Genomic DNA, 26,573 nt, shown 5'->3' with positions numbered 1-26,573 from the left:
TCAGGCCAGGCTGGACCAGCTTTGCGCGAAGGACAGCGCTTCGTCCGCCGGCAAGGCCGGGGCATAGACATAGCCCTGGGCATGGGTGCAGCCGAGCGCCGCCAGCATCCGCGCCAGTTCGGGCGTTTCCACCCCCTCTGCCGTCGTGCGCAGCCCCAGCGCCTGGGCAAGCGACAGCACCGCGCGCACGATCGCCAGATTGTCCCGGTTGGCGAGCATGTCGGTGACGAAACTGCGGTCGATCTTCAGACAGTCGAGCGGCAGCCGCTGCAGATAGGCCAGGCTTGAATAGCCGGTGCCGAAATCATCGAGCGCGAGCACGGTGTCCAGCGCCTTCAGATCGTGCATCGTCCGCGATGCCCCGTCCGGATCCTGCACGATCGAGCTTTCGGTCAGCTCCAGCGTCAGCCGCCGCCCGTCAAGCCCATGGGCGGCGAGCGAGGATGCCACCATCGCGGCGACATCGTCGCGCGCCATCTGCAGCGCCGAGACATTGACGGCGACACCCAGCGTCTGGGTCAGGCCCGCGCGCGCATCCCAGCCCTTGAGCGTTGCGAGCGCGGCATCGAGCACCCAGCGCCCCAGCGGCACGATCAGCCCCGATTGTTCGGCCACCGGAATGAACTCGGCCGGCGACATGTTGATGCCATTGTCTTCCCAGCGCGCCAGCGCCTCGAACCCGGTCAGCCGGCCGGTGCCCAGCTCGACCACCGGCTGGAAATGCAGGCGCAGCCGGTCGGCCTCGATCGCGCGGCGCAGCGCGGTTTCGATGGTGAAGGCGCGGCGGGCGCGGTGAAAGTCGCGCGGGGTGTAAAGCTCGGTGCGTCCGGTCGCCTTGGCGCGCTTGACCGCGAACTGCGCGCGGCGGACCAGCTCGTCGCCGTCGCAATCCTCCTCCAGCATCGCGCAGCCGACGGCGCAGCCGATGCGGATCTCCAGCCCCGACAGCCGGCATGGCTCGGCGAACACGCCGTGAATGCGCTCGGCCATCTGGCGCACGGCATCGTCGCCCGTGCCGACACGCACCAGCAGGCCGAATTCGTCCCCGCCGGTGCGCGCGATCACGTCCCCCGGCGCCAGCACGGTCAGCAGCCGCCGCGCGACGGTGATCAGCAGCTCATCGCCCGAAATCGCGCCGATCGACTCGTTGATGCGGCTGAAGCGCAGCAGATCGATGACGATGACGGCAAAGCTGCCCGGCACCGCATCCGCCAGTTCCGCCTCCAGCCGGTCGGAAAAGCCGGCGCGGTTGAGCAGCCCGGTCAGGCTGTCGTTGAACATTTCGAGCCTCAGGCTCTTTTCGGTCGCCCGCTCGGCGGTGCGGTCGATGAGCGTGATCAGGAAGCGCGGCCCGGCGGCATCGAGCTGGAAGATGCGCGCGATCCGCACGCCGTAGTGCCGGCCGGTAATCTGGTCGCCATCCACCCAGTCGAGGGTGATGACATCGCCGCTGCCCGCAATCAGCGTGCGGATCGGATCAGCGAGGCCCGGCCGGTCAACAAGCGGGCAATCGCCGCCCAGATCGATGGCGCTGAGCGCGGTGTTGCCGGCAACCAGCTCGGGCCGCCCCTCGGCGTCGCGGCCGATGACACCGGCGGCGACGGGCAGAGCCTCCAGCAGGTGCGCGCGCACACGGGCGAGCTGTAGCGCGCTGGCATCGAGGGTAAGCGTCACCGGTTCGGCCCGGGCGGGGGCCGGAAGCGGCTGAACGCAGTGCATATTCCGGCTTGGCCCCATCGCCCCCGCTCTAGCCGCCATTGGTTAATGCGGCGCTAAGGACGGCTTTGCGGCTGCCCCCTAAGTAAATCTGTTTTCTCGCGGAAAACCGATGGGTGCCATGCGCCCGGCAGCGCCCCGCGCGGTGCGCCACGGCGTCAGATCCGGCTCGGTGCGGGTGCGGCCGGTCGCGCCGCCCATCGACCAGCTCAGCCCGTCGGCAAAGCGCAGCGCGATCGCATCGGACAGGCCGCCGTCGCGATATTTCTGCAGCGTCACGCCCTGCCCCCGGCCCATTTCGGGCAGCTCGGCGAGCGGGAACACCACCAGCTTGCGGTTGTCGCCGATGACGGCGACATAATCGGCATCGCCCGCAATGCGGTGGACGATGCGCAGCCGCGCGCCGGGGCGCAAATTGACCAGCTGCTTGCCCTTGCGGGTTTCAGCCAGCGTGTCCTCGACCTTGACGACAAAGCCGCGCCCGTCGGATGCGGCCAGCAGCAACCGCCCCTGGCCGGCGGGCAGACAGGCGGCAATCCCCGTCTCGCCGTCCAGGTCGAGCATCAGGCCGATCGGCTCGCCAAAGCCGCGCCCGCCGGGCAGCCGATCCCCGGCCAGCGTGTAGAAGCGGCCATTTTCAGCCGCGATCAGGATCTTGTCGGTCGTCTGCGCATGGAAGGCAAAGGCCGGCCCGTCACCCTCCTTGAACTTGAGCGTCTCGGCGGCGGCCAGGTCGACATGCCCCTTCATCGCGCGGATCCAGCCGCGCTGCGACAGGATGACGGTGATCGGTTCACGCTCGATCATCGCTTCGCGCGCATATTCGCGCGCCGGCCCTGCTTCCTCGATCGCGGTGCGCCGCGCGCCGAGCGCGGTTTCGGGGCCATAACGGTCGCGCAGCGCCGTCAGGTCGCGCTTCATCCGCGTGCGCTGGCGCGCATCCGATCCGAGCAGCGCGACCAGCCCGGCGCGTTCGGCATCGAGCGCGTCGCGTTCGCGGCGGATCTCCATTTCCTCCAGCTTGCGCAGGCTGCGCAGCCGCATGTTGAGGATCGCCTCGGCCTGGCGGTCGGTCAGGCCGAACTCGGCCATCATCACCGGCTTGGGCTCATCCTCGGTGCGGATGATCTCGATCACCCGGTCGAGGTTGAGATAGGCGGTCAGATAGCCGTCGAGCAGCTCGATCCGATCATCGATGCGGCCCAGCCGGTGTTCGGAGCGGCGGCGCAGCACCCCGAATTGATGCTCAAGCCAGGCGGCGAGCACCGCCTTCAGCCCCATCACCCGCGGCGTGCGCTGCGCATCGAGGACATTGAGGTTGAGCGGCACCTTGGCCTCAAGCGCGGTCAACCGGAACAGGCTGTCCATCAGCATGTCGGGATCGACGGTGCGGCTGCGCGGTTCGAGCACGATGCGGATCTCGGCATCGGATTCGTCGCGCACATCCTCAAGGATCGGCAGCTTCTTGTCGTTGATGAGCTGGGCGATCTCCTCGATCAGCTTGCCCTTCTGGACGCCATAGGGGATTTCGGTGACCACCGCCGCCCAGGTGCCGCGCCCGGTATCCTCCTTCACCCACCGCGCGCGCACGCGAAATGCGCCCCGCCCGGTCTCATACGCCTCGGCAATGGCGGCGGGCGCATCGACAATCACCCCGCCGGTCGGGAAATCCGGGCCGCGCACGATCTGCATCAGCTCGGCCGTGCCGGTTTCGGGCGCGTCGATCAGGCGGATGGCGGCGTCGATCAGCTCGGCGGCATTGTGCGGCGGGATCGATGTCGCCATGCCGACCGCAATCCCGCTCGCACCATTGGCGAGCAGATTGGGGAACAGGCCGGGCATGATCTCCGGCTCTTCCTCCTCGCCATTATAGGTCGGGCGGAAATCGACCGTGCCTTCATCGAGCCCAGCCATCAGGTCGATCGCGACCTGGGTCAGCCGCGCCTCGGTGTAGCGATAGGCGGCGGCGTTATCGCCGTCGATATTGCCGAAATTGCCCTGCCCGTCGACCAGCGGATAGCGCAGCGCGAAGGTCTGGGCGAGGCGGACCATCGCGTCATAGACCGACTGGTCGCCATGCGGATGATATTTGCCGATCACGTCCCCGACGACGCGCGCGCATTTCTTGTACCCCGCCGCCGGATCGAGCCGCAGCAGCCGCATCGCCCAGAGCAGCCGGCGATGAACCGGCTTCAGCCCGTCGCGCAGATCCGGCAGCGACCGCGCCGTGATCGTCGACAGCGCATAGACGAGATAACGGTCGCTCAGTGCCCGGTCGAACGGGGCATCGATGGGCTCAGGCAGCGCGGCGGCATCGGTCATGCCCGACCGATAGCAGGGCGGCGCGCGCAGGTGAACGGGCGATCGGGCCCGGGCGTTCCCACCGCACCGGGCCAACCGCGCGGCAGATCAGTCCGCCGACACGTCGACCGCAAAGTCGATGACACGGTCCTTGGGCGCATCGTCGCCCAGGGCGAACTCGTCCCCCTTGGTCAGGCTGACAAAGCCATATTCGCCCGGCGGCAGCTCCGCGATCGGCGTCACCTCGCGCATCCCCGGCCCGACATTGCGGACCGTGAACGGAAAGAAATAGCGCGCGGATTTTCGGCCGTTGAGCGCAGACAGCGGATAATCGCGCCGGTCATTCTCGACATCGAACCTGACCAGCCTGACATTTGCCGGGCGGGTGGCCCGCTGGCCGCCGACATAGCCCATGCCGCCCGCTGCTGCGGACGCCGTCTCGGGTATCACGGCATCGCAGAACAGGAACGCAGGCCGCCTGTTCGTCAGCCGCGTCTCGGCCCGCGCGCCCTCAACAACCGCGCGGCTTTCGATGTTGGAAAAGCCGCCGAACAACATCCCCTTGAGCACATTGCCCATGCGGCGGTGGGAGGTTGTCCGTTCGGTGAGCAGCCGCCGCTCGCCGCCATTGGCCTGCGTCAGCAGATAGACGCCGGGCGCGCATTCGGCCGCCGGCACCGCCTCTGGCTGCGCGGTCTGAGGCGCGGCGGACTGAAGCGCCGCCGACATGAACGCCAGAGCCAGCACCATCGTCATTTGCCACCCCCGATCGGCAGAGCGCGGTTGATCAACAGGCCCTGATGGTTGCCGAACCGCTCCGCCGGACGATAAGCCGCCGGTGTGCGCGGGAGCCCTGCCAGCCCGTCAGGCACCGGCGTGCCATCGGCCGGGGGCACGATCGCCATCGCGTCGGGGATCGTATAGCCGCGCATCTCGATATCGGCCGCCACGCGCAGTTCGCTGAGCGCCGCCCAGGGCGACGTGCCGTTTTCCGGCGCGATGTAGATGAAACCAAGGTCGGTGATGACCCCGGGGCCAGATAGACGCTGTAGCTGCCAAGGCAGAAGCAGGTCGTCGGGCTGGCCTCGATCACATACAGGCCGGCATTGACCTGCATCAGATAGGTGCGGACGTGATCCGCCTCGGCCAGGAACGGTTTGGGCGACACTGCGATCCGCCGATCGGTGCGCGGCGGCACCGGATTGGCCTTGGCCCGGCCATAGCCGCGAATGTCCGCAGCCGGTTCGTCATAAGGGCGAGGATCAGACGGTTCCACAAACCTTCCGATCTTTCCCCAAGCCGAACAAGAACATAGGCCAGATTGGGGTTGAGCGCAGCCGGTGCGGCCTTCAGCTGCGACGCTGCCCGGCCCGGTGTGGCGGCAAATGCGCAGGCGACCATGATCGCGGTCGCGCAGATGTTCAAAAGGCGCTTCACGGCTCGAGCCTTTGTGCTTCGTCAGCCGGCGCGACAGCCTTTTCAACCAGGCGCGCGCGGATGTCCTCCCATTTCCCGTCATAGACGAGCTTGGCCTCATCCTTGGTCATGGCGTAGCGCGCATAGCCTTTGACCTGCATGCATTTGCGGATGCCTGCGTTGATCATGTGGCGGCGCTGACCCGCCCGGATGAAGCCCTGGACGAAGCCGACAGCCGCAGCGGCAGCCATTCCGGCCGCACCGCCCGGGTTGTAATAGTAAACCGGGTCAGGCACGGGCCCGCGGATCGTTCCGACCAGGTCGCGGCACTCATCCCAGTCCGCACCGGCCTGTTCGGCGGCAATGCCAGCCTTGCTGAAATAGAAATAATCCGCAGGCTCGTTGTCGGTCGGCTCATAATCCTGCGCGGGCGGCGCGCCCGGTGCAGCGCCCTTGGTCTGGCCAGCATCCTGGCCAGCGCTCTGCAGGGCTGCAGGCGCGGGCGCGCACACAAATATGGCGGCGGCGACCGTGACGGTCGTCAACTTTCTCACTTTATCCCCCCTACCCATCGACTTAACTGAAGCGGCGGGCGTTAGAATGGCGTCCTGCTCACCGATCGGCAAGCAGGATCGCGTCCGGATCGGTCGCGCCGCGACGCGTCAGCCCAGCCGCTTCGACAGGATCTCGTTCACCACCTGCGGATTGGCCTTGCCGCCCATCGCCTTCATCGTCTGGCCGACGAAAAAGCCGAACAAAGCGGTCTTGCCGGCCTTATACTGTTCGACCTTGTCGGCATTGGCGGCGAGCACCGTGTCCACCGCCTGTTCGATCGCGCCGGTGTCGCTGGTCTGCTTGAGCCCGCGCGCCTCGACGATGGCGAGCGGATCCTCGCGGGTTTCGAGCATGATTTCGAACACCTGCTTGGCAAGCGTGCCCGACAGCGTGCCATCGGCGACCAGGCCGAGCAGCGCCGCGCCCTGGGCCGGGCTGACCGGGCTGTCGTCGATGCCGAGGCCCAGCCGGTTGAGCGCGCCGAACAGATCCGAAATCAGCCAGTTGGACGCCGCCTTGGCCGCGACCTTGCCCTCGCCCGCCGCCAGCAGCGCCTCGAACCAGCGCGCGGTTTCGGCTTCGGCGGTCAGCACCTGCGCCTGATAGGCGCTGATGCCCAGTTCGCTCTCGTAACGCTGGCGCTTGGCATCGGGCAGTTCGGGCAGCGAGGCGCGGCAGTCCTCGACAAACGCCTCGTCCAGCTCCAGCGGCAGCAGATCGGGATCGGGGAAATAGCGATAGTCGTGCGCGTCTTCCTTGGAGCGCATCGACCGCGTTTCGCCCTTGTCGGGATCGAACAGCCGGGTTTCCTGGACCACCCGGCCGCCGCTCTCGAGCACATCGACCTGGCGGCTCGCCTCATATTCGATCGCCTGCATGACGAAGCGCACCGAGTTGACGTTCTTCGTCTCGGTGCGGGTGCCGAACGCATCGCCGGGCTTGCGGACCGACACGTTGACGTCGGCGCGCATCGAGCCTTCTTCCATGTTGCCGTCGCACGACCCGACATAGCGCAGGATCGCGCGCAGCTTGCGCAGATAGGCCCCCGCTTCGGCAGGCGAGCGCATGTCGGGCCGTGAAACGATCTCCATGAGCGCGACGCCGGCGCGGTTGAGGTCGACATAGGAACGGGTCGGATGCTGGTCGTGCATCAGCTTGCCGGCATCCTGCTCGACATGGATGCGCTCGATGCCGACCGTCTTCACCTCGCCCTCGGCGGGCTCGATCACGATCTCGCCCTCGCCGACCAGCGGGTGGTAAAGCTGCGAGATCTGATAGCCCTGGGGCAGATCGGCGTAGAAGTAATTCTTGCGGTCGAACCGCGACCAGCGGTTGATCCGCGCGTTGAGCGCCAGGCCAGTGCGCACCGCCTGGCGGATGCATTCGCGGTTGGGCACCGGCAGCATGCCCGGCATCGCGGCGTCGATCAGCGACACCTGCGCATTGGGTTCGGCACCGAACGCGGTCGCCGCGCCGGAAAAGAGCTTGGCCTTGCTGGCGGTGATCTGGGCGTGAACCTCAAGGCCGATCACCACCTCCCATTCCCCGGTGGCGCCCTGGATGCGATAGCTGCTGGTCTCGGTCGTCATGCGCCTTCCCTGCGTCACGCGCGGCCCTTGTGCAAGAGGTGGACAAAGCGCAGCCGTCCGCGCGCCTTGGCGGGCGGGCGGCGAAATCGCGCGTGACATTGTGACACGCCGTCACCTATGCCTCTGCCCGACGGCCGGGAGAGCGGCCGGTCTCGGGGAGATTCGTGCCTGTGTCCGTTGCCGCGCGCCTGCTGCCTGCCACCGCCATTGCCACCGCCATTGTTGCCGGCTTTTTTTCAGCCCCGGCGCATGCCGATGCGATCCGCCAGACCAAGGGCCAGTGGGAAGACAAATTCCGCCAGCTCGAGGGGGAGGACTGGCCCAGCCCGACCGACTATCGCAACGCCGCCGGCGCGCCCGGCCATCGTTACTGGCAGCAAAAGGTCGATTACGACGTCAAGGCGACGCTCGACGAAGCGCGGCGCACCGTGAGCGGCACCCAGACCGTGCGTTACCGCAACAACTCGCCCGACGCCCTGCCCTATCTGTGGCTGCTGCTCGACCAGAACGATTACAAGGCCAAGTCGATCGCAGCGATGAGCGAGACCAGCTCGGCGGGCGACAGCATTTCGATCGGCGAAATCCGCCGCGTCAAGCGCATGCAGGAATGGGAAGGCGGCTTCACCATCACCGCCGTGCGCGACAAGGATGGCAAGCCGCTGCCCTTTTCGATCACCGACAGCCTGATGCGGATCGAGCTGCCCCAGCCGGTCGCGGCGGGCGGCGGCGAGGTCAGCTTCTCGGTCGACTGGTCGTTCCCGATGGCCGAGCAGAAGGTGGTCGGCGGGCGTTCGGGCTATGAATGCTTCACCGCGCAGGGCGAGGATGGCAATTGCATCTTCGAAGGCGCACAGTGGTTCCCGCGCCTTGCCGTCTATTCGGACTATGAAGGCTGGCACAACAAGGCGTTTCTGGGCGCGGGCGAGTTCACGCTGGAGTTTGGCGACTACCGCGTCGCGCTGACCGTGCCGGCCGATCATGTCGTCGCGGCGACGGGCGTGCTCGCCAACCCCGAACAGGTGCTGAGCCCCGCCCAGCGCCAGCGGCTCGACCAGGCCCGCGACGCGCGCGAGCCGGTCTATGTCGTCACCCCGGCCGAGGCCGAGGCGGCGGAGCGCGGCCGTGCGACCGGCACCAAGACCTGGGTGTTCGCCGCCGAGAATGTCCGCGATTTCGGCTGGGCGGCGTCGCGCAAGTTCGTCTGGGACGCGATGGGCGTCCGCCAGAGCGAGGGCGATGTGCCGCTGGTGATGGCGATGTCCTTCTATCCCAAGGAGGCGCGGCCGCTCTGGGACGCCTATTCGACCAAGTCGATCGCCCATACGATCGACGTCTATTCGCGCTTTTCCTTCCCTTATCCCTATCCGACCGCGCAGTCGGTGAACGGGCCGGTCGGCGGGATGGAATATCCGATGATCTCGTTCAACGGCCCGCGCCCGGTCAAGGACCGCAAGACCGGCCGGCTGACCTATACCGAACGGGCGAAATACGGGCTGATCGGCGTCGTGATCCACGAGGTCGGGCACAATTACTTCCCGATGATCGTCAACTCCGACGAACGGCAATGGACCTGGATGGATGAAGGGCTGAACACCTTCCTCCAGTTCCAGGCCGAAAAGCTGTGGGACAAGGATTTCCCGCGCCAGCGCGGCGAACCGCGCGAGATCGCCGAATATATGCGCTCGCGCGATCAGGTGCCGCTGATGACCCAGTCGGATTCGGTGCTGCAGTTCGGGGCGAACGGCTATGCCAAGCCGGCGACCGCGCTCACCATCCTGCGCGAAACGGTGATGGGCCGGCCGCTGTTCGACCGGGCGTTCCGCGAATATGCCCGCCGCTGGCGGTTCAAGCATCCGACGCCCTATGATTTCTTCCGCACGATGGAGGAAAGCTCGGGCATCGACCTCGACTGGTTCTGGCGCGGCTGGTTCTATTCGACCGACCATGTCGACATCGCGCTCGACCGGATCGTGGAGGGCCGGATCGCCGGATCGGACGTCGAGGAAACCGCGCGGATGCGCAAGGCGATGCGCGATGCCGAGCCGCCGTCGCTCACCGCGCTGCGCAATGCCGGCGAGAAGACGGTGGTCGAGCGCGATCCCGCGACGCGCGATTTCTATGACGCGACCGACCGGCTCGACGTCAGCCCCAAGGCGCGGCGCGACATGGCCGAGCGCGTGAAGGACGCGACGCCCGAGGAACGGGCGGCACTCGGCGTCAAGGACCGGTTCTACCGCTTCTCGTTCCGCAATGTCGGCGGGCTGGTGATGCCGATCCCGCTCAAGCTGAGCTTTGCCGGCGGCCAGAGCGAGACGATCCAGATCCCGGCCGAAGTCTGGCGCTACAATCCGCGCAGCATCACCTGGCAATATGTGACCGACAAGCAGCTGGTGTCGGCCGAAGTCGATCCGATGTGGGAAATCGCCGACACCGACCGCAACAACAATGTCTATCGCGGGCCGATCGACCCGGTGGTCATGAAGATCGAAGATGCCCGGCCGGGTGAGAACCGAATGAAGGAGTTCGACCTGCAGGTCGGCCCCGGCTCGCTGGCCACCCAGCCGGCGTCTCCGGGCAAATGAGGCGCGCGGTGCTGCCGGTGCGCGCGGCTGCGGCACTGCTCGGCGGTGCTGCGGCCGGGCTTGGCATGTTGGGCCTGGGCATGTTGGGCCTGGGCGCATGGGGCTGGGCGTGTTCGGCCCGGCACCGGCGGTCGCGCATCGCGGGCATGATGCGATCACCGTGGTGACGCTGGCGGCTGACGGCAGCGTCACCGTGTCGCACCGGTTCGAGGCGCATGACCTTGAGCCGGCATTGCCGCGCATCGCGGCCGATGTGCAGGCAAGCCTTGACGATCCGCAGGCGATTGCGGCGCTTCAGGCCTATCTGGGGCAGCGCTTCACCATCGCGGTCAACGGCCGGCCGGTGGCCCTTGCCCATCGGAGCACCCAGATCGACGCGGCGCAGGTCTGGGTCGACTATGCCGGCAAGGGACCGCGCCGGGCGCGCAGCGTCACCATCCGCGCGAACGTGATGCCGACGCTCTACCCCCGCGCGGCCCATCAGGTGCAGGTCACTGCCCCCGGCGTCGTCCACACGATCACGCTGGCGGGCGGCGGGGTGGAGACGATCAGCCTGACCGACGACTGAGCAGGGCAGCCAGCCGCGCCGTCCGGTGCGGTTACCGCCCCCAGGACCGGGCCCGCAAAGACCGGCTCTTTCGCGGCCCGGCCCAGTTCTGCCATAGGCTGGTGTCATGACCAGTTTTTCCCCGCCCCGGCCCGATCTGCCCCGGCCCGATTTGTCTGCGGCTCGCCCCGCCGCGCGTGTCGCCGTGCTGCTGCCCTGCTACAATGAGGCGGCGGCGATCGGCCAGACGGTCGCCGCCTTCCGTGCGGCGCTGCCGGATGCCGCCATCTATGTCTATGACAATAACAGCAGCGACGGCACGACGGCGGTCGCGGCGGCGGCGGGTGCCACGGTGCGGGTCGAGCGGATGCAGGGCAAGGGCCATGTCGTCCGGCGCATGTTCGCCGATATCGACGCCGACATCTATGTGCTCGCCGATGGCGATGCGACCTATGACGCCGCGGCCGCCCCGGCGATGATCGCGCGGCTGGCGGACGAGCGGCTCGACATGGTCGTCGGCGCGCGGCAGAGCGAGGTGCAGGCCGCCTATCGCCGTGGCCACCGGCTTGGCAACCGGCTGCTGACCGGCTGCGTCGCCTGGATCTTCGGGCGCAGCTTTTCCGACATCCTGTCCGGCTACCGGGTGTTTTCGCGCCGCTTCGTCAAATCCTTCCCGGTGCTGGCGCAGGGCTTCGAGATCGAAACCGACATCACCGTCCATGCGCTCGAACTGCGCCTGCCGGTTGCCGAGGTGATGACCGCCTATGCCGCGCGGCCCGCAGGATCGGCATCCAAACTGTCGACCTGGCGCGACGGGTGGCGGATCCTGACGATGATCCTGAACCTCGCGCGCACCGAAAAGCCGGTGACCTTTTTCGGCCTATTCGCGGCGCTGTTCCTGGCAACCGCGCTCGGCCTGTCGGTCGATCTGGTCGCGACCTATCTGGCAACCGGGCTGGTGCCGCGCCTGCCGACGGCGGTGCTGGCGATGGGGCTGACGCTTGTCGCCCTGCTCGCGCTGGTCTGCGGGCTGATCCTCGACACGGTCACGCGCGGCCGGCGCGAGATCAAGCGGCTCGCCTATCTGGCCCAGCCCGCGCCGGGCGCAGGCAATGATGGTGCGCCCCCGGCCTGACGGCAGGCCGGGCGCGGATCACCACCAGCGGTCGGGCCGCGCGACAAAGCCCGCGCGCTGCTCGATCGCCAGGCCGGCATCGAGCACGCCCTGCTCGTCGAGCGGGCGGCCGATCACCTGCAGGCCAAGCGGCAGGCCCTGCGCGTCGAGACCCGCCGGCACCGACATCGCCGGCAGCCCGGCGAGCGACGACGGCACGGTAAAGACGTCGTTCAGATACATGGCGATCGGGTCGGCCGATTTTTCGCCCAGCGCAAATGCCGCCGACGGCGCGGTCGGCGTCAGCAGCAGGTCGCACGTCGCCCAGGCCTGTTCAAAGTCGCGGGCAATGAGCGCGCGCACCTTCTGCGCCTGGGTGTAATAGGCGTCGTAAAAGCCGGCCGAGAGCACATAGGTGCCGATCAGGATGCGGCGGCGCACCTCGGCCCCGAAGCCGGCGGCGCGGGTGGCGGCATACATGTCCTGCAGCCCCGCCCCGTCGGGCAGTTCGCGCAGGCCGTAGCGCACGCCGTCATAGCGGGCGAGGTTGGACGACGCCTCGGCCGGGGCGATGATGTAATAGGCCGGCAGCGCATAGCGGGTGTGCGGCAGCGACACCTCGACAATCTCGGCCCCCGCATCGCGGACAAAGGCGATGCCCTGTTCCCACAGCGCCTCGATTTCGGCGGGCATGCCATCGACCCGGTATTCGCGCGGCACGCCGATGCGCTTGCCCCTGAGATCGGGCGACAGGCTGCGCTCCCATGCCGGCACCGGCAGGTCGAGCGAGGTCGAATCCTTGGCGTCGAACCCGCTCATCGCCTCCAGCAGGATCGCGCAGTCGCGCACGTCGCGCGCCATCGGCCCGGCCTGGTCGAGCGACGAGGCAAAGGCGACCACGCCCCAGCGCGAGCAGCGGCCATAGGTCGGCTTGATGCCCGAAATGCCGGTGAAGGCGGCGGGCTGACGGATCGAGCCGCCGGTGTCGGTGCCGGTCGCGCCCGGGGCGATGCGCGCGGCGACCGCCGCCGAACTGCCGCCCGACGAGCCGCCCGGGGCGAGCGGCGCGGTGTCGCCCGGACGACGCCAGGGCGAGATCACATTGCCAAAGGCGCTGGTCTCGTTGGACGAGCCCATGGCGAACTGATCCATGTTGAGCTTGCCGAGCATCCCCGCGCCCGCCGCGAACAGATTGGCGGTCACCGTCGACTCATAGGTCGGGGTGAAGCCTTCAAGGATGCGGCTGGCGGCGGTCGTCTGGGTGCCGCGCGTGCAGAACAGATCCTTTATGCCCAGCGGCACGCCCGACAGCGGCCTGAGCGTGCCGGCGGCGCGGTCGCGGTCCGCCTGCGCGGCGGCGGCCAGCGCATGGTCGGGCGTTTCGGTGATGAACGCGTTGAGCGGGCGCGCCGCGGCGACGGCGGCGTTGAACGCCTCGGCCACTTCGCGGGCGGAAAAGGCGCCGTCGCGCACCCCGTCGCGCAGCGCGGCGACGGTCAGGTCATTGAGCGCGGTCATTATTCGATCACCTTGGGAACGGCGAAAAAGCCATGTTCGGCCTGGGGCGCATTGGCCATCAGCTGGTCGCGGATATCGCCGTCGGTCACCCCGTCCTCGCGCAGGCGCAGATGATTGGGGATCACCGCCGTCATCGGGTCGACCCCGGCGGTGTCGACCTGGCCCAGCTGTTCGATCCAGCCCAGGATGTTGTTGAGTTCGCTCACCATGGCATCGGCATCGGCATCGCTGATGGCGATGCGGGCGAGCCCGGCGATCTTGCGGACGGTCGTGGCGTCTACGGACATGCCCTGCGGCTAGCAGCCGCGCCGCCCGCCATCAAGCCGCACCGTCAAAAGGACAGGCCGTCGGACCGGCTGGTGATCAGAATGGCTCGCCGACCGCTTCGTCGCCCACGAAAATCCGGCGCGCGGACACCAACCGCACCTCGATCCGCCCGGCCCGATAGGCGACGGCCGGGCCATGGCCGGCGGGCTCCGGCGTCTGCCAGCCGCCAGGCCGGAGAACCAGCCGGATGGGCGACGCACAGCTTGTCATGACAGGCTGTTGCGGCGCGCCATAGCATCCGCCGGCGATCACGACCGCTTCGGCCGGGCCGGTCATGACGACCGTGCACCCTCCATCGGCGCACATGGCGCGCACGGCCCCAACATCGACAAGATCGGCGGGCGCTTTGCTGCCCGCTGGCAACACGCGGATCCCCGCCGCGACGCGCCGGCGCAGGGCCGCCGCTGCAATCCGACCATCGAGCGTCCAGCGATCTGGGGCAGCCAGAGTCGCCGCCGCCTGGCGGCGGATCGCCGGATCGCGCGAATCTGCCAGCCGCCGCAGCTCGGCCCGGCCGGGCGCGCCAAAGGCAAATCCCAGCGCTGCCCAGTCGAACCGATCAGCATTCACCCGCCGCGATTCCAGGCGCGCGGCCTGGCTTCGCGCCGACAGCGCGTTGAAGCTGACCAGTGGCGTGGCGAGGATGAAGGCGACGGCACACAGCAGCGCCGCCATCGTCAGATTGGCACGGCGCACCCGAGCCATCCAGTCGCGCGGGCCGGACAGGATCGCTCCGAAACAGCCAAGGCCGACCAGCGCAACCGCAATCGCGCCGGTGAGCGCCCAGAGGCGGCCGGGCGTCAGCCCATATTGGCCGAGACGGATCAGGATCGCGGCCAGCGCCAGCCCGGCGAGCGGCAACACGGAAAGCAACAGGACCAGAGCACTACCCCGCAGCCATGCCCGGCGCGCTTCTTCTTCGCGGCCATTACCGATCACGCCATTGGCGAGCACCAGCGCTGCAACCGCGCAAGTGATTGTCAGCGACGCCGCAGACCATCCGGCACGCCAAAGCGGCGTAAGCCCGGTCAGCGGCAGCGCGAGCAGAAAGAGCGCCAGCCCCGCAGCCAGCGCCGGCGCGAGCAGGACGAGCAGCGCCACGACGGTCCGGCGCAGCAGCACGAGGATGGACTGTTGCTCGCGCAGAACACCTAAGCCCGTGCCGAGCGCGGCGCCGGACAAAACGCGCTGAACCCAATCTTCGCGCAGCAGCTTTTCGAGAAGATCGATCCCGATCAGGTCGAACATCTCAGCCAACAGAAGGGCGACCAGCCAGACCACACCAAGGAACGCAAGGCCGGCGGCCAGCACCAGCGCGTTGGTCCAGCTATGGTCATGGACAGCACGATATCGTACGCGCCCCGACCCGGCCCAGGCCTGGAACAGCGGTGCGGCGACAACCGTCGCCAAAGCGAAACTAACCAGCGCCAGCCCGTCGCCGTCAGTCCAGCCGGGAACCGGTCCATTGTGCCAGACCAGCCCCGCCGCCACCGTCGCCCACCCCATGGCGAACGCACCCCGCAGCGCGGCGCGCTGCCGTTCAATCACCAGCGCGGTCAGCCCGGCGGCGACACCGATAAAGGTCGTGAGCGTGAGCTGCCACGGCGCGGGCGTGGCGACGGGGCCGGCAGGCAGGATCAAATGGATCAGCAGCGCGGCAACGGCACCCAGCACGCCCAGCAGCAGCGGCCAGGGCGGCAGACCGTCATGCCCGTCGTCCCCGGGCGGCGACACCCCATCCGCCACGGGCATCTGCGCCCCAGTCATCACCTATGCTCCCAATGGCTTGCCGAGCGCGATCCAAGCACAGCGTCCGCTCCCCGGCAACGGCGCCCTGCGCCTGTGACGGCTCAAAGCCCCTTGACCCGGCGGGCGGGTTGCGGCCTAGCGCGCCGACACGCCCGTCGGAGCCGCGCCATGGACCGCAAGTTTCTCTATGCCGTTGCCGGTCTGGTGCTGCTGGTGCTGGCAGCCGCGCTCACTTATGCGCTGGCGGGTGAAAAGCTGATCCGGCTGGCGCTGGTGCCGCGCGTGCCGTTTGCCGCCGCCCCGCCCGCGCCGGTTTCGGCCTATGCCCGCGATCCGCAGCTCTGGCATTCGCGCCCCGGGCGCGGGACGGGCGATCCCGCGCTGTGGACCCCGGCGGGCATCGCGGCGGCGGATGCGCCCAAGGCGGCGCTGTTCTATATCCATCCGACATCCTTTTTCGGGCGCGACCGCTGGAATGCGCCCATCGGCGATGCCGAGGCCGATCAGCGCGCCGCGCTGTTCATCCGCGGGCAGGCGAGCGCGTTCAACGGCGTCGCCGCCATCTGGGCGCCCCGCTACCGTCAGGCGACGTTCGGGGCGTTCCTGACCGATGCCGGGGCGGCGGGGCAGGCACTCGACCTTGCTTATGGCGATGTGCGCGCGGCGTTCGATGCGTTTCTGGCCGCCCAGCCGGGCGACAGGCCGATCATCCTTGCCGGGCACAGCCAGGGCGCGCTGCACCTGATGCGGCTGCTGAAGGAACGGGTGGCGGGAACGCCGCTGACCCGCCGGGTGGTCGCCGCCTATGTCGTGGGCTGGCCGGTCTCGCTGACCGCCGATCTGCCCGCACTCGGCCTGCCCGCCTGCACGCGGGCAGACGAGGCCGGGTGCGTGCTGTCGTGGCTGAGCTATGCCGAACCGGCCGATCCGCAGACCGTGCTTGCCGCCTTTGACGCCGGCATCGGGCTGGCCGGCGGGGCGCGGCGGGGCAGCGCGCTGCTGTGCACCAACCCGCTGACCGGCCAGCCGGGCGGCAGCGCCCCCGCCGCCGCCAACCGGGGCACGCTGTTTCCCGCCGATGATCTGATGACGGCGACGATGCGCGCGGGCGCGATTCCGGCGCGCTGCGCCGGGCGCGGCATCCTGCTGATCGGGCCGCCGCCCGAGCTGCCCGCCTATGTGCTGCCGGGCAACAATTACCATGTGTTCGATTACAGCCTGTTCTGGGCGAATGTGCGGGCCGATGCCGCACGCCGGCTGGCGGCGTTCGCCCGGTGATCACCACCGCAACCGCCGCGTTCCGCGACGCCCTGCCGATGGGCGGGCGGCTGATGGGGCTGGATGTCGGCACGCGCACCATCGGCATTGCGCTGTGCGATGCCGGCTGGTCGATCGCCAGCCCTGCCGAGCTGCTGCGCCGCACCCGCTTTGCCGCCGACAAGGACGCGCTCGACCGGCTGATCGCCGCACAGGCGGTGAAGGGGCTGGTCATCGGCCTGCCGCTCAACCTTGACGGCAGCGACAGCCCGCGCACCCAGTCGGTCCGCGCCTTTGCCCGCAACATGGCGGTGGCGGGGCTGCCCATCCTGCTGTGGGACGAACGCTGGTCGACCCAGGCGGTCACGCGCACGCTGCTCGACGCCGATGCCAGCCGCGCCCGCCGGGCCGAGCTGGTCGACAAGATGGCCGCCGCCTATATCCTGCAAGGCGCGATCGACGCGCTCGCCATGGGCTAGCGCGGTTTCCAGTCAGGTGGACTGACCTGACGGTTCGGAAAACACGGCGAACCAGAAAATCAGAGCGGTTGACCCGGCGCAGCCGGATCGGAAACCGCTCTGAAGCCCGGATCGGGCGGAAAACTCAGGCCGAACGGGCAAACCGGCCGGGCAGATAGGGCGCGGGATCGACCGGCCCGGCCGGATCGCCGAGCAGCAGCCGGGCGGCCAGATCGGCGGCGGCGGGTGCCGTCTGGATGCCGAAGCCGCCCTGCCCCGCGCACCAGAACAGGCCGGGGCACAAGGGGTCATGGCCATAGACGGGCGCGCGGTCGGGCGCGAAGCTGCGCAGCCCGGCCCAGCGCCGCTCGACCGCCTCGACCGGCCAGCCGGTCGCCGCCCCGAACCGGTCGATGGCGAGCGCGACGTCCAGCTCCTCCGGCGCGACATCGTGCGGTCGGTCGCGCGTCTCGTCATGCGGGCTGAGCCACAGCCGCCCGCCCGCCTCGGGCTTGAAATAGAAGCTGCCGGCCATGTCGAGCACCAGCGGCAGATCGGCCGGGGCCGGCGGCGCGACGCGCAGCTGCACGACCGTGCGGCGATAAGGGGTGATGCCGATGGGCGGCGCGCCGAACAGTGCCGCCACCCTGTCCGCCCAGGCCCCGGCGGCATTGACGACCAGACCGGCCGTGACCGGGCCGGCGCGCGTCTCCAGCCGCCACCCGCCGGCCGGTCCGCCCAGCCGTGCCGCCCCCTCGACCGGCGCGCCGCAGATCAGCCGCGCGCCCGTGCGCCGCGCCTCGGCCAGACAGGCCTGATGCGCGCCCGCGACATCGATATCGGCGCAGCTCGGCTCCCAGATGCAGTGCTGCCAGCGCGCATCGAGCCGGGGCAGCAGCGCAGCGGCGAAATCGCGGCCATGGCGTTCGAGCACCACGCCCGATCCGGCGAAATCACCCAGAAACGCGCTGATCGCCGGCTGATCGTCCGCCCCGGCCAGATAAAGCGCGCCGCGCGGACGCAGCAGGCCGCGCGCCGCGAACCAGCGATGCGAGGCCGATGTCAGCGGCTGGACCATCGGCCCGCCATAGGTTTCCGACCAGAAGGCCGCCGAGCGGCCGGTGGCGTGGCGGCCGGGATGATCCTCGGCCTCGATCAGCACGACGCGCCGCCGCCCGGCAATCGCCGCTGCCAGGCTCGCGCCAGCCATGCCGGCACCGATGATCGCCACATCGCATTCGGTCATCTCGGCGATCATGCCGCGGGGGCATCTCCGGCGGCGCTGACGGGTGCGGGGGCGGGTCCGGCGGCGCGGGCAGCCAGAAACGCATCGATGCGGGCGAGCGCCCGGTCGCGCACCGCGTCGCTTTCGCGCAGGATCTCATGCGCCGATTCCGGCCCGAACATCAGCAGCTCGGCCGCGGGCAGCCGCCGGGCGGCACGGCGGATCGCCGCCGCCTTGACCAGCCCGTCGCGCTCGGCCCCCAGCAGCAGCACCGGGGTGGCGATCCGCTCCAGCACGCCCGGCCGGTCGAGCCCGGCGATCGAGCGATAGGCGGCGGCGACCCAGGCCCAGCTGGGCGGGCCGAGCGCGATGTCGGGATTGGCCTGTTTCCACCACAGTTCGTCGGCATAGCGTTCGGCGTCATGGGTCAGCAGCCGGCGGCGCGATGCGCCGGGCAGCGACGGGCGCTCATTGGTCTTCCACGCCATGCGGTCGGGCCGGCCGATCCGGGCGAGCAGCGCGGCGATCGCGCCGCCGACACGCGGGCCGAGCGGGCCGGAATGCAGGCCGAGCATCGGCGCGACCAGCACCGCCGCATCGGGCGCGATCGCCCCTTCGGCCAGACCGCGCAGCAGCAGATGCCCGCCCATCGAATGGCCGATCACGACATGCGGCCCCGGCGTCGTCGCCATCCAGTCGCCGCCGAAATCGGCGAGATCGGCAATCCAGGGCGCGAAATCATCGGCATGGCCGCACAGCGGATCGGACGACAGCCGCCCCGATCCGCCCTGGCCGCGCCAGTCGACGGCGCGGATGTGCCAGCCAGCCGCCCGCCAATGGGCAAAGCTTTCCAGATATTTCTCGATGATGTCGCCGCGCCCGCCGAGGAACAGCAGGCTGCCGCGCGACCCGCCCTCTGGCGGCCAGTCGAACATGCGCAGCGGCCAGCCATCGGGTGCGGGCCGGTGAAACAGCCGCGCCGTGGCGGGAATCGCCCGGCGGTCGAACGGGGGCTGATTTTTCATGGCCCGTGGTTACGGGTTCTAAAGCCTTGCCGTCTAGCTCTTGGCGCATGTTTGGGGGACAGACGGCCTTGGCCTTGCTGGGCGTGCTCGCGCTGCTGCTGCTCGTGGCGGCGGCGACGGACATTGCCGCGCGCACCATCGCCAACCGCCTCAACCTCGCCATCGCGCTGCTCGCGCCCGCTTACTGGGCGGCGACCGGCCTGCCGCTGTGGCCCGGAGTCGCGCTGCAGGTGGCAGCAGCCGCGCTGCTGTTCGCGCTGCTGATCGGCGCATTCGCAATGGGCTGGATGGGGGCGGCGACGTCAAGCTGCTCGGCGCGCTCGCGCTCTGGCTGCCGGGCGACACGCTGCTGCAAATGCTGATGGTGATGTCGGTCGCCGGCGGGGTCGTCACCCTTGCCGTGCTGATCGTCCACCGGCTGCGCCGCCTGCCGGCAAATCCCGAGATTCCCTACGGCGTCGCCATCGCCTTTGCCGGGCTTTGGGCGATTTACGAACGATATCTTAACCAGTTTGCTTGATGAAATGCGGGCCGGTTCGTCCGGCTCAGGAGGCGTTGAACGTCATGGATGCACGGAAAATCGCTCTGCTGGTCGGCGCGCTGGTGATCGCCGCGATCACCGCGCTTCTGGCCCGCAACATGTTCCAGGGCGCCGCCGCGCCGACCGCTGCGGCGTCGGCCCCGCGGCCGGAGGAAAATCTGCCCCAGGTGCTGGTCGCCACGCGGCCGCTGCCGGTGGGCACGATCCTGACGCCCGACGCCTTCCGCTACCAGCCCTGGCCCAAGGAACTGGTGCAGCAGGCCTATTATATCCGCGGCGAGACCGAAGCGCCGGTCGCCGGCACTGTGGTGCGCGTCGCGATCACCGCCGGGCAGCCGATCACGCAGGGCTCGCTGGTCAAGCCGGGCGACCGCGGCTTCCTGGCTGCGGCTCTTGGGCCGGGGATGCGCGCGGTGACGGTGTCGGTGTCCGCGCAGAGCGGCGTCGCCGGCTTCGTATTCCCGGGTGACCGGATCGACCTGGTGCTGACGCAGAGCATCGATGGCGGCGGCGACGGCCCGGCGCTGCGCGTCGGCGAAACGATCATCCGCAACATCCGCGTGCTGGCGACCGACCAGCGCACCGACAAGACGACCACCGAAGACGGCAAGACCGAGGTGCTCACCTTCTCGACCGTCACACTGGAGGCGACGCCGCGCATCGCGGAGAAGATCGCGGTCGCCCAGTCGCTCGGCCAGCTGTCGCTGTCGCTGCGCTCGATCGCCGACAACAATGCCGAGCTGGAGCGCGCCATCGCCTCGGGCGAGGTTTCGGTCGGCGACAAGAATGATCCCAAGGCCGAACGCCAGATGCTGCTCGCGGTCGCCGCGCGCCCGCTTGACGGCGACACCACCTACCAGACCGGGGCCGATGTCTCGCGCTTTGCCCGCCGCTCGGTGCCGGGCCGCGCCCCGACCGCAGGCGGCAGCGATCCGAACGGAGCGCCGGCCACACGCGCCGGCCCGGCGGCGACCGGCCCGGCTTACGACAATCAGGGACCCGTAGTCCGGGTGGCGCGCGGCAACGACGTCACGACGGTCGCGGTTGGGGGACGATAACATGACCATGCCCAAGGCTTTTCGCCGCCTCGCCTCGGCCGCGCTCACCGGCGGGCTGATCGCCGCCGCGCTGCCGGCGGACGCGGCCCCGGCCCGGCCGGCTGCCAAGGCGGCCGCCGCGCGCATCGCCGCACGGGTCGCGCAGGTGCCGACGGGTGCGCAGCGCCCGACCGCCGAAGTGCTGCTGTCGGTCGGCCAGGGCGAGCTGGTCAACCTGCCCGTGCCGATCGCCAATATCTGGACGTCGAACCCGTCGGTCGCCGATGTCTATGTCAGCAACCCGCGCCAGATCCATCTGTTCGGCAAGGAAGCAGGCGAAGCGACGGTGTTCGCGACCACTGCGGGCGGCGGCGTCGTCTATGCCACCAATGTCCGCGTCAGCCAGAACCTGACCTCGATCGACCGGGTGCTCAAGGTGGCGATGCCCGAGGCACAGATCACCGTCACCCCGGTGGGCCAGGTGGTCGTGCTGTCGGGCACCGTCGGCTCGCCCGAGGATGTCGAGGAGGCCGAACGGCTGGTCAAGTCGCTGCTCAATCCCGGCGTCGACGTGACCGCGCCCAATGCGGTGCTGAAGATCGGCACGGTGAACCGGCTGCGCACGGCAACGCCGCTGCAGGTCAATCTGCAGGTCCGCATCGCCGAGGTCAGCCGCGATCTCACCAAGTCGTTCGGGCTCAACCTGCTGACCCGCGACACCACCGGCGGCTTCCTGTTCGGCATCGCGCAGGGCCGCAGCTTTGGCAGCATCACCACCGATGCCGCGACCGGGGCGACCAATTTCAACCTGAACGGGCTGGGCCAGGGCGCGGGGATCACCAATCTCGGCCTTGCCGGGCGGCTGTTCGGGCTTGATGTCGCAACCGCGCTCGACCTCGCCGAGGGCGAGGGCCTGATCACCACGCTCGCCAACCCCAATCTGACCGCCCTGTCGGGCGAGACGGCAAGCTTTCTGGCCGGTGGCGAGATCCCGATCCCGCTTGCCCAGGGGCTTGGCCAGATCGGCGTCGAGTTCAAGCAATATGGCGTCAGCCTGTCCTTCACCCCGACCGTGCTGTCGGACGGCCGCATCTCGATGCGCGTCCGGCCGGAGGTGTCGGAACTGACCTCGGCAGGGGCGGTGACGATCGGCGGCTTCCAGATCCCGGCGCTGACCACGCGGCGGGCGGAGACGACGGTCGAGCTCGGCTCGGGCCAGAGCTTCATGATCGGCGGCCTGCTCCAGAACCGGCACACCAACAATGTCGACCGCGCCCCGGGGCTGGGCGACCTGCCGATCCTGGGCGCGCTGTTCCGTTCCACGCGCTTCCGCCGGGCGGAGACCGAACTGATGATCATCGTCACCCCCTATCTGGTCAAACCCAGCAGCACCCCGCTGCCGCTGCCGACCGACGGCTATCGTTCGGCAACCGATGCCGAGCGCGTGCTGCTCGGCCAGACGGCAGGATCGGGCGATACCAGCGAACGGCCGGTGCCGCGCCTCGCCCCGCCGGTCAGCGGCGGCGCGACCGCGCCTGTTCCCGGCCGGGCGGGCAAGACGGGCAAGGACGCCGGCGATCCGGCCCCCGGTTTCTCCAACTGAAGGCGCGCGCGACCATGGACAGCAGAAACTTCCGCCTGAACCCCGCCGCCCTCTCCCTCGCCCTGCTGCTCGGGGCCTGTGGTGGCACCGTCAATCGCGGGGTTGAATCGGTTCACCAGCCGGTCGTCCAGCGCACCGATTATGCGATGGACGTCGCGGCCGGCTATGCCGGGGCGCTGGCCCCGGGCGAGCGCGAGCGGCTGGACGCCTGGTTCGATGCCATTGCGCTCGGCTTTGGCGACCGGGTGGCGATCGCCGATCCGAGCGGCGGCGATGGCGGCCGTCAGGCGGTGGCCGGGCTGCTCGGCCGGCGCGGCCTGATGCTCGCCGACACCGCGCCGGGCACGGCGGGCGCCCCGCCCGCCGGCATGGTGCGCGTGGTCGTCAGCCGCGCGGCAGCCAGTGTGACTGGATGCCCCGACTGGAGCCGCGCACCCAGCCCCGATTATGCCGGCAACACCCCGTCTAACTATGGCTGCGCGCTCAACGGCGCGCTGGCGCAGATGGTCGCCAATCCGCAGGATCTGGTCGCCGGGCGCGAACCCGGCCGGCCGGCCGACGGCTTCACGTCATCAAAGGCGATCCGCGCCTATCGCGCCGCGCCGCCGACCGGCGCCCAGGGCTTGAAGAGCGAGACAACGCGAGGTGCCCAGTAATGAACGCTCCGTGGAACCCGTCCCGCAGCGCCGCGCTGCGCGACCCCTTTGTCGCCTTTGTCTGCGACGAAGGTTCGGCCGATGCCATCCGTCCCATCGCCGCCGAAATGGGCTGGTCGCCTGAAAAGGTGAACAAGGGCGGGCTGCGCAACGCCATCCAGTCGCTGTCGGTGTCGGCAAGCCCGCATGTGCTGTTCGTCGACCTGTCAGAATCGGGCGATCCGCTCAACGACATCAACGCCCTGGCCGAGGTGTGCGAGCCGGGCACGGTGGTGATCGCCGCCGGCCAGGTCAATGACGTCCGCCTCTACCGCGACCTGCTGGCCAGCGGCATCCAGGATTATCTGCTGAAGCCGTTCAACCCGGATCAGCTGCGCGACGCGTTTGGCCAGGCGCTCGCGATCCTGAACACGCCCAAGCATGTCGAGGCGGCGGTTGAAAAGCCGCATGTGATGACGGCGGTGATCGGCGCGCGCGGCGGGGTCGGTGCCTCGACGATCGCGGCATCGCTTGCCTGGTTGTTCGGCGACAAGGGCCGGCGCTCGACGGCGCTGCTCGACCTTGACGTGCATTTCGGCACCGGCGCCCTCGCCCTCGACCTCGAGCCGGGGCGCGGGCTGACCGACGCGATCGAAAACCCCAGCCGCATCGACGGGCTGTTCATCGAACGCGCGATGGTGCGCGCGAACGACAAGCTCGCCGTGCTGTCGGCCGAAGCGCCGATCAGCCAGGCGCTGATCACCGACGGGTCGGCCTTTTTCCAGCTGCAGGAAGAAATCCGCGCCGCGTTCGAATCGACGGTCGTCGATCTGCCGCGCCACATGCTCGTCCAGCATCCGATGCTGGTGCAGGACGCGAACATGGTCGTGATCGTGACCGAGCTGACGCTGGCGGCGGCGCGCGACTGCATCCGCCTGCTCGCCTGGCTGAAATCCAATGCCGGCCATGCCCAGGTCGTGCTGGTCGCCAACCGCGTGCAGACCGGCGGCGTGCCCGAAATCAGCCGCAAGGATTTCGAAAGCTCGATCGAACGCAAGATCGATTTCGCCATCCCGTATGACCAGAAGCTGGCCGCCCAGGCAGCCAAGCTCGGCAAGACGCTGGCAGAGGCAGGCAAGGGGGCCAAGGTCACCCAGGCACTGGGCGCGCTGTCCGACCGGCTGCTGAGCGCTGCCGAGGACGCGCCCGAGGCTGCGGGCACCGCCCCGCAGGCGCGGTCGCTGCTCGGCAAGCTGGGCGGGCTCAAGGACGTGATGCGCAAAAAGGCCCCGGCCAAGGGCTGAACCGGCCATCCGCCGCCCGGCGGAGGGTGAAGGACAGGAGATCAGATGACTGAAATGATGATCCCGCTCCTCGGCCTGGTGCTGGTGCTGGCGATGCTCGTCGCCGCCTTTTCCGGGCCGTCCGAGGCCAAGGCGCAGAAGCGGCGGCTGACGGCGCTGCGCGAACGCCACAGCGCGTCGGCCGCCTCGGCCGTGGAGGCGCAGCTGCGCCGGATCACCACCGCGCGCGCGACCCGGATGGACAGCCTCGCCTCGACGCTGATCCCGCGCCCGGCCCAGCTGAAAAAGCGGCTCGACATGACCGGCCGGTCGTGGAGCGTCGGCAAATATGCGCTGGTGTCGGGCGGGCTGGCGCTGGGCGGCGCAGCGCTGCTGTGGCTCGAAGGCGCGCCGCTGCTGCTCGCGCTGTTCGGCGGGCTGTTCATCGGTCTGGGGCTGCCGCACATGGCGACCGGGTTCATGATCAACCGGCGCGTCAACCAGTTCACCAGCAAGTTTCCCGACGCGATCGAGCTGCTGGTGCGCGGCCTGCGCGCGGGTCTGCCGATTTCCGAAACCCTGTCGGTCGTCGCCTCCGAAGTCCCCGGCCCGGTGGGCGAGGAGTTTCGCAGCGTCAGCGACAAGATGAAGATCGGCCGGTCGATGGATGTGGCGCTTCAGGAAACCTCCGAACGGCTGGGGACGCCGGAGTTTCAGTTCTTCTGCATCACGCTTGCCATTCAGCGCGAAACCGGGGGCAATCTGGCTGAAACGCTGTCGAACCTGGCCGAAGTGCTGCGCAAGCGCGCGCAGATGAAGCTCAAGATCAAGGCGATGTCGTCCGAATCCAAGGCCTCGGCCTATATCGTCGGGTCGCTGCCGTTCATCGTGTTCACGATGATCTGGTTCCTGAACAAGGACTATATGGGCGGCTTCTTCACCGACGAACGGCTGATGGTCGCCGGAATCGGCGGGCTGGTCTGGATGGGCATCGGCGCATTCATCATGGCCAAGATGGTCAATTTCGAAATTTGAGGCGCGGAACATGAACGAGGGCGCAGGGCCGACGCTGTTGGGCATCGACGTGGTCTGGATGGCGACTGTGCTGTCCGGGATCGCCTCGTTCATGGTGCTCGTCGCGCTCTATGCGGCGACCACGGTGCGGGACCCGATGGCGCGGCGGGTGAAGGCGCTCAACGACCGCCGCGAACAGCTCAAGGCCGGGATCACCGCCTCCACGTCCAAGCGCCGCGCGAAGCTCGGCGCGCGCAACGAGACGACGGACCGGATGCGCTCCTTCCTCGCCTCATTGAAGGTGCTGCAGGACGAGCAGCTGAAGACCGCCCAGAAAAAGCTGATGCAGGCGGGCATCCGGTCAAAGGATGCGGCGGTCGCCGTCATCTTCGGGCGCATGATGCTGCCGCTGGTCTTCGGCACCGGCATCGTCGTGCTCGTCTATGGCATCGACTATTTCCCCGACTGGGCACCGTTCAAGAAGTTCGCGGTCGCCGCCGGGGTGCTGATCGGCAGCTACAAGGCGCCCGACATCTATCTCAAGAATCGCATCCAGAAGCGCAGCGACGCGATCCGCAAGGGCCTGCCCGACGCGCTCGACCTGCTGGTGATCTGCGCGGAGGCGGGGCTGACCGTCGATGCCGCCTTTGCCCGCGTCGCCAAGGAACTGGGCCGCGCCTATCCGGAGCTGGGCGACGAGTTCATGCTGACATCGATCGAGCTGGGCTTCCTGACCGACCGGCGCCAGGCGTTCGAGAACCTTGCCACCCGCATCGATCTGGAAGCGGTGCGCGGCGTCGTCACCACGATGATCCAGACCGAGAAATACGGGACGCCGCTCGCCTCGGCGCTGCGCGTGCTGTCGGCCGAGTTCCGCAACGAACGCATGATGCGCGCCGAGGAAAAGGCCGCGCGCCTGCCCGCGATCATGACGGTGCCGCTGATCCTGTTCATCCTGCCGACGCTGTTCGTCGTCATCCTTGGCCCGGCGGCCTGTTCGATCGCCGACAATCTGGGCGGCTAGAGCGTGTTGAAGCCGGGTGGAATTGCCCGGCGGTAAAACGAAAAGGGCGCGGTGCCT

At 69.0% G+C, this 26,573-nt stretch carries 22 protein-coding genes and 1 pseudogene; 12 read left to right on the top strand and 11 right to left on the bottom strand.

The annotated features are described in order from the left end of the window. The 6 genes from GVO57_RS05715 to gatB all read right to left on the bottom strand — a co-directional run bounded on the left by GVO57_RS05715 (position 1) and on the right by gatB (position 7,577). Complete coding sequence (locus tag GVO57_RS05715; protein WP_233281489.1) at positions 1–1,674, bottom strand: putative bifunctional diguanylate cyclase/phosphodiesterase; 1,674 nt, start codon at positions 1,672–1,674, stop codon at positions 1–3. Between the two features lie 123 nt (positions 1,675–1,797). Continuing rightward, positions 1,798–4,038 (bottom strand): DNA topoisomerase IV subunit A, encoded by a 2,241-nt coding sequence (gene parC / locus GVO57_RS05710; protein ID WP_160592354.1) that lies wholly within the window; start codon positions 4,036–4,038, stop codon positions 1,798–1,800. A gap of 87 nt (positions 4,039–4,125) precedes the next feature. Next, the gene (locus GVO57_RS05705; protein ID WP_160592353.1) at positions 4,126–4,773 is read right to left on the bottom strand and encodes a hypothetical protein; all 648 of its coding nucleotides are present in this window, start codon (positions 4,771–4,773) and stop codon (positions 4,126–4,128) included. Beyond that, positions 4,770–4,967 (bottom strand): hypothetical protein, encoded by a 198-nt coding sequence (locus GVO57_RS05700; RefSeq protein ID WP_160592352.1) that lies wholly within the window; start codon positions 4,965–4,967, stop codon positions 4,770–4,772. Before GVO57_RS05700 ends, GVO57_RS05705 begins: the two co-directional genes overlap by 4 nt. Positions 4,968–5,450: 483 nt before the next feature. After that, the gene (locus GVO57_RS05695; RefSeq protein WP_160592351.1) at positions 5,451–6,059 is read right to left on the bottom strand and encodes a hypothetical protein; all 609 of its coding nucleotides are present in this window, start codon (positions 6,057–6,059) and stop codon (positions 5,451–5,453) included. Positions 6,060–6,095: 36 nt separating this feature from the next. Beyond that, on the bottom strand, positions 6,096–7,577 hold the full coding sequence (gatB, locus tag GVO57_RS05690) for an Asp-tRNA(Asn)/Glu-tRNA(Gln) amidotransferase subunit GatB (RefSeq protein WP_160592350.1): 1,482 nt from the start codon (positions 7,575–7,577) through the stop codon (positions 6,096–6,098). A gap of 164 nt (positions 7,578–7,741) precedes the next feature. Here gatB and GVO57_RS05685 point away from each other — a divergent pair, with 164 nt between their 5' ends. The 3 genes from GVO57_RS05685 to GVO57_RS05675 all read left to right on the top strand — a co-directional run bounded on the left by GVO57_RS05685 (position 7,742) and on the right by GVO57_RS05675 (position 11,841). Then, positions 7,742–10,159: a M1 family metallopeptidase gene (locus GVO57_RS05685; protein WP_233281488.1), complete on the top strand. Its 2,418-nt coding sequence runs from the start codon at positions 7,742–7,744 to the stop codon at positions 10,157–10,159. A gap of 97 nt (positions 10,160–10,256) precedes the next feature. Beyond that, positions 10,257–10,727 carry a DUF6702 family protein gene (locus GVO57_RS05680; RefSeq protein ID WP_160592349.1) on the top strand — a complete coding sequence of 157 codons (471 nt, stop codon included), beginning with the start codon at positions 10,257–10,259 and terminating at the stop codon, positions 10,725–10,727. Positions 10,728–10,833: 106 nt separating this feature from the next. Beyond that, the gene (locus GVO57_RS05675; RefSeq protein ID WP_160592348.1) at positions 10,834–11,841 is read left to right on the top strand and encodes a glycosyltransferase; all 1,008 of its coding nucleotides are present in this window, start codon (positions 10,834–10,836) and stop codon (positions 11,839–11,841) included. Between the two features lie 18 nt (positions 11,842–11,859). On the opposite strand, the gene gatA is transcribed toward GVO57_RS05675, so the two are convergent. The 3 genes from gatA to GVO57_RS05660 all read right to left on the bottom strand — a co-directional run bounded on the left by gatA (position 11,860) and on the right by GVO57_RS05660 (position 15,417). Next, a complete protein-coding gene (gene gatA / locus GVO57_RS05670; protein ID WP_160592347.1) occupies positions 11,860–13,338 on the bottom strand; it encodes an Asp-tRNA(Asn)/Glu-tRNA(Gln) amidotransferase subunit GatA in 1,479 nt (492 codons plus the stop codon). Continuing rightward, positions 13,338–13,625, bottom strand: coding sequence for an Asp-tRNA(Asn)/Glu-tRNA(Gln) amidotransferase subunit GatC (gatC, locus tag GVO57_RS05665; RefSeq protein WP_160592346.1), 288 nt, complete (start codon positions 13,623–13,625; stop codon positions 13,338–13,340). Before gatC ends, gatA begins: the two co-directional genes overlap by 1 nt. Before the next feature lie 76 nt (positions 13,626–13,701). Beyond that, positions 13,702–15,417, bottom strand: coding sequence for a DUF4153 domain-containing protein (locus GVO57_RS05660; protein ID WP_160592345.1), 1,716 nt, complete (start codon positions 15,415–15,417; stop codon positions 13,702–13,704). Between the two features lie 165 nt (positions 15,418–15,582). Between GVO57_RS05660 and GVO57_RS05655 the strand changes: the two genes are divergently transcribed. Then, positions 15,583–16,692, top strand: coding sequence for a DUF3089 domain-containing protein (locus GVO57_RS05655; protein WP_160592344.1), 1,110 nt, complete (start codon positions 15,583–15,585; stop codon positions 16,690–16,692). Positions 16,693–16,730: 38 nt separating this feature from the next. Further along, positions 16,731–17,150, top strand: coding sequence for a Holliday junction resolvase RuvX (gene ruvX / locus GVO57_RS05650; protein WP_407695723.1), 420 nt, complete (start codon positions 16,731–16,733; stop codon positions 17,148–17,150). A gap of 124 nt (positions 17,151–17,274) precedes the next feature. Here the strand turns inward: ruvX and GVO57_RS05645 are convergent, their stop codons facing one another. Both GVO57_RS05645 and GVO57_RS05640 read right to left on the bottom strand, forming a co-directional pair. After that, the gene (locus tag GVO57_RS05645; RefSeq protein ID WP_160592342.1) at positions 17,275–18,375 is read right to left on the bottom strand and encodes an NAD(P)/FAD-dependent oxidoreductase; all 1,101 of its coding nucleotides are present in this window, start codon (positions 18,373–18,375) and stop codon (positions 17,275–17,277) included. A gap of 8 nt (positions 18,376–18,383) precedes the next feature. Beyond that, on the bottom strand, positions 18,384–19,379 hold the full coding sequence (locus tag GVO57_RS05640) for an alpha/beta hydrolase (RefSeq protein ID WP_160592341.1): 996 nt from the start codon (positions 19,377–19,379) through the stop codon (positions 18,384–18,386). Positions 19,380–19,426: 47 nt separating this feature from the next. Here GVO57_RS05640 and GVO57_RS05635 point away from each other — a divergent pair. The 7 genes and pseudogenes from GVO57_RS05635 (at position 19,427) to GVO57_RS05605 (ending at position 26,516) form a co-directional block, all read left to right on the top strand. Further along, positions 19,427–19,899, top strand: a pseudogene (locus tag GVO57_RS05635) (A24 family peptidase). Positions 19,900–19,943: 44 nt separating this feature from the next. Further along, a complete protein-coding gene (gene cpaB / locus GVO57_RS05630) occupies positions 19,944–20,978 on the top strand; it encodes a Flp pilus assembly protein CpaB (protein WP_160592340.1) in 1,035 nt (344 codons plus the stop codon). A gap of 1 nt (position 20,979) precedes the next feature. After that, the gene (locus GVO57_RS05625; RefSeq protein ID WP_407695711.1) at positions 20,980–22,560 is read left to right on the top strand and encodes a type II and III secretion system protein family protein; all 1,581 of its coding nucleotides are present in this window, start codon (positions 20,980–20,982) and stop codon (positions 22,558–22,560) included. Between the two features lie 14 nt (positions 22,561–22,574). Next, positions 22,575–23,216 (top strand): CpaD family pilus assembly lipoprotein, encoded by a 642-nt coding sequence (locus GVO57_RS05620; protein WP_160592339.1) that lies wholly within the window; start codon positions 22,575–22,577, stop codon positions 23,214–23,216. Further along, positions 23,216–24,499 (top strand): P-loop NTPase family protein, encoded by a 1,284-nt coding sequence (locus tag GVO57_RS05615; RefSeq protein ID WP_160592338.1) that lies wholly within the window; start codon positions 23,216–23,218, stop codon positions 24,497–24,499. The genes GVO57_RS05620 and GVO57_RS05615 overlap by 1 nt, the downstream gene beginning before the upstream one ends. Positions 24,500–24,544: 45 nt before the next feature. Beyond that, positions 24,545–25,513: a type II secretion system F family protein gene (locus GVO57_RS05610; protein ID WP_160592337.1), complete on the top strand. Its 969-nt coding sequence runs from the start codon at positions 24,545–24,547 to the stop codon at positions 25,511–25,513. Between the two features lie 10 nt (positions 25,514–25,523). Continuing rightward, positions 25,524–26,516: a type II secretion system F family protein gene (locus tag GVO57_RS05605; protein WP_201752697.1), complete on the top strand. Its 993-nt coding sequence runs from the start codon at positions 25,524–25,526 to the stop codon at positions 26,514–26,516. The last annotated feature ends 57 nt before the right edge of the window (positions 26,517–26,573 follow it).

It is taken from the genome of Sphingomonas changnyeongensis, from assembly GCF_009913435.1.
Taxonomy (GTDB): Bacteria; Pseudomonadota; Alphaproteobacteria; order Sphingomonadales; family Sphingomonadaceae; genus Sphingomonas_B; species Sphingomonas_B changnyeongensis.
This window is presented reverse-complemented; position numbering and strand designations above follow the sequence as displayed.

Excerpts from the sequence above, each read along its gene's own strand:
- gatB (WP_160592350.1), bottom strand. The coding sequence starts at position 7,577 with ATGACGACCGAGACCAGCAGCTATCGCATCCAGGGCGCCACCGGGGAA.
- GVO57_RS05675 (WP_160592348.1), top strand. The coding sequence starts at position 10,834 with ATGACCAGTTTTTCCCCGCCCCGGCCCGATCTGCCCCGGCCCGATTTG.
- GVO57_RS05615 (WP_160592338.1), top strand. The coding sequence starts at position 23,216 with ATGAACGCTCCGTGGAACCCGTCCCGCAGCGCCGCGCTGCGCGACCCC.
- gatA (WP_160592347.1), bottom strand. The coding sequence starts at position 13,338 with ATGACCGCGCTCAATGACCTGACCGTCGCCGCGCTGCGCGACGGGGTG.
- GVO57_RS05680 (WP_160592349.1), top strand. The coding sequence starts at position 10,257 with ATGGGGCTGGGCGTGTTCGGCCCGGCACCGGCGGTCGCGCATCGCGGG.
- GVO57_RS05660 (WP_160592345.1), bottom strand. The coding sequence starts at position 15,417 with ATGCCCGTGGCGGATGGGGTGTCGCCGCCCGGGGACGACGGGCATGAC.
- GVO57_RS05625 (WP_407695711.1), top strand. The coding sequence starts at position 20,980 with ATGACCATGCCCAAGGCTTTTCGCCGCCTCGCCTCGGCCGCGCTCACC.
- GVO57_RS05645 (WP_160592342.1), bottom strand. The coding sequence starts at position 18,375 with ATGACCGAATGCGATGTGGCGATCATCGGTGCCGGCATGGCTGGCGCG.
- GVO57_RS05620 (WP_160592339.1), top strand. The coding sequence starts at position 22,575 with ATGGACAGCAGAAACTTCCGCCTGAACCCCGCCGCCCTCTCCCTCGCC.
- GVO57_RS05610 (WP_160592337.1), top strand. The coding sequence starts at position 24,545 with ATGACTGAAATGATGATCCCGCTCCTCGGCCTGGTGCTGGTGCTGGCG.
- cpaB (WP_160592340.1), top strand. The coding sequence starts at position 19,944 with ATGGATGCACGGAAAATCGCTCTGCTGGTCGGCGCGCTGGTGATCGCC.
- GVO57_RS05655 (WP_160592344.1), top strand. The coding sequence starts at position 15,583 with ATGGACCGCAAGTTTCTCTATGCCGTTGCCGGTCTGGTGCTGCTGGTG.
- gatC (WP_160592346.1), bottom strand. The coding sequence starts at position 13,625 with ATGTCCGTAGACGCCACGACCGTCCGCAAGATCGCCGGGCTCGCCCGC.
- parC (WP_160592354.1), bottom strand. The coding sequence starts at position 4,038 with ATGACCGATGCCGCCGCGCTGCCTGAGCCCATCGATGCCCCGTTCGAC.
- GVO57_RS05605 (WP_201752697.1), top strand. The coding sequence starts at position 25,524 with ATGAACGAGGGCGCAGGGCCGACGCTGTTGGGCATCGACGTGGTCTGG.
- GVO57_RS05640 (WP_160592341.1), bottom strand. The coding sequence starts at position 19,379 with ATGAAAAATCAGCCCCCGTTCGACCGCCGGGCGATTCCCGCCACGGCG.
- GVO57_RS05705 (WP_160592353.1), bottom strand. The coding sequence starts at position 4,773 with ATGACGATGGTGCTGGCTCTGGCGTTCATGTCGGCGGCGCTTCAGTCC.
- ruvX (WP_407695723.1), top strand. The coding sequence starts at position 16,731 with ATGGGCGGGCGGCTGATGGGGCTGGATGTCGGCACGCGCACCATCGGC.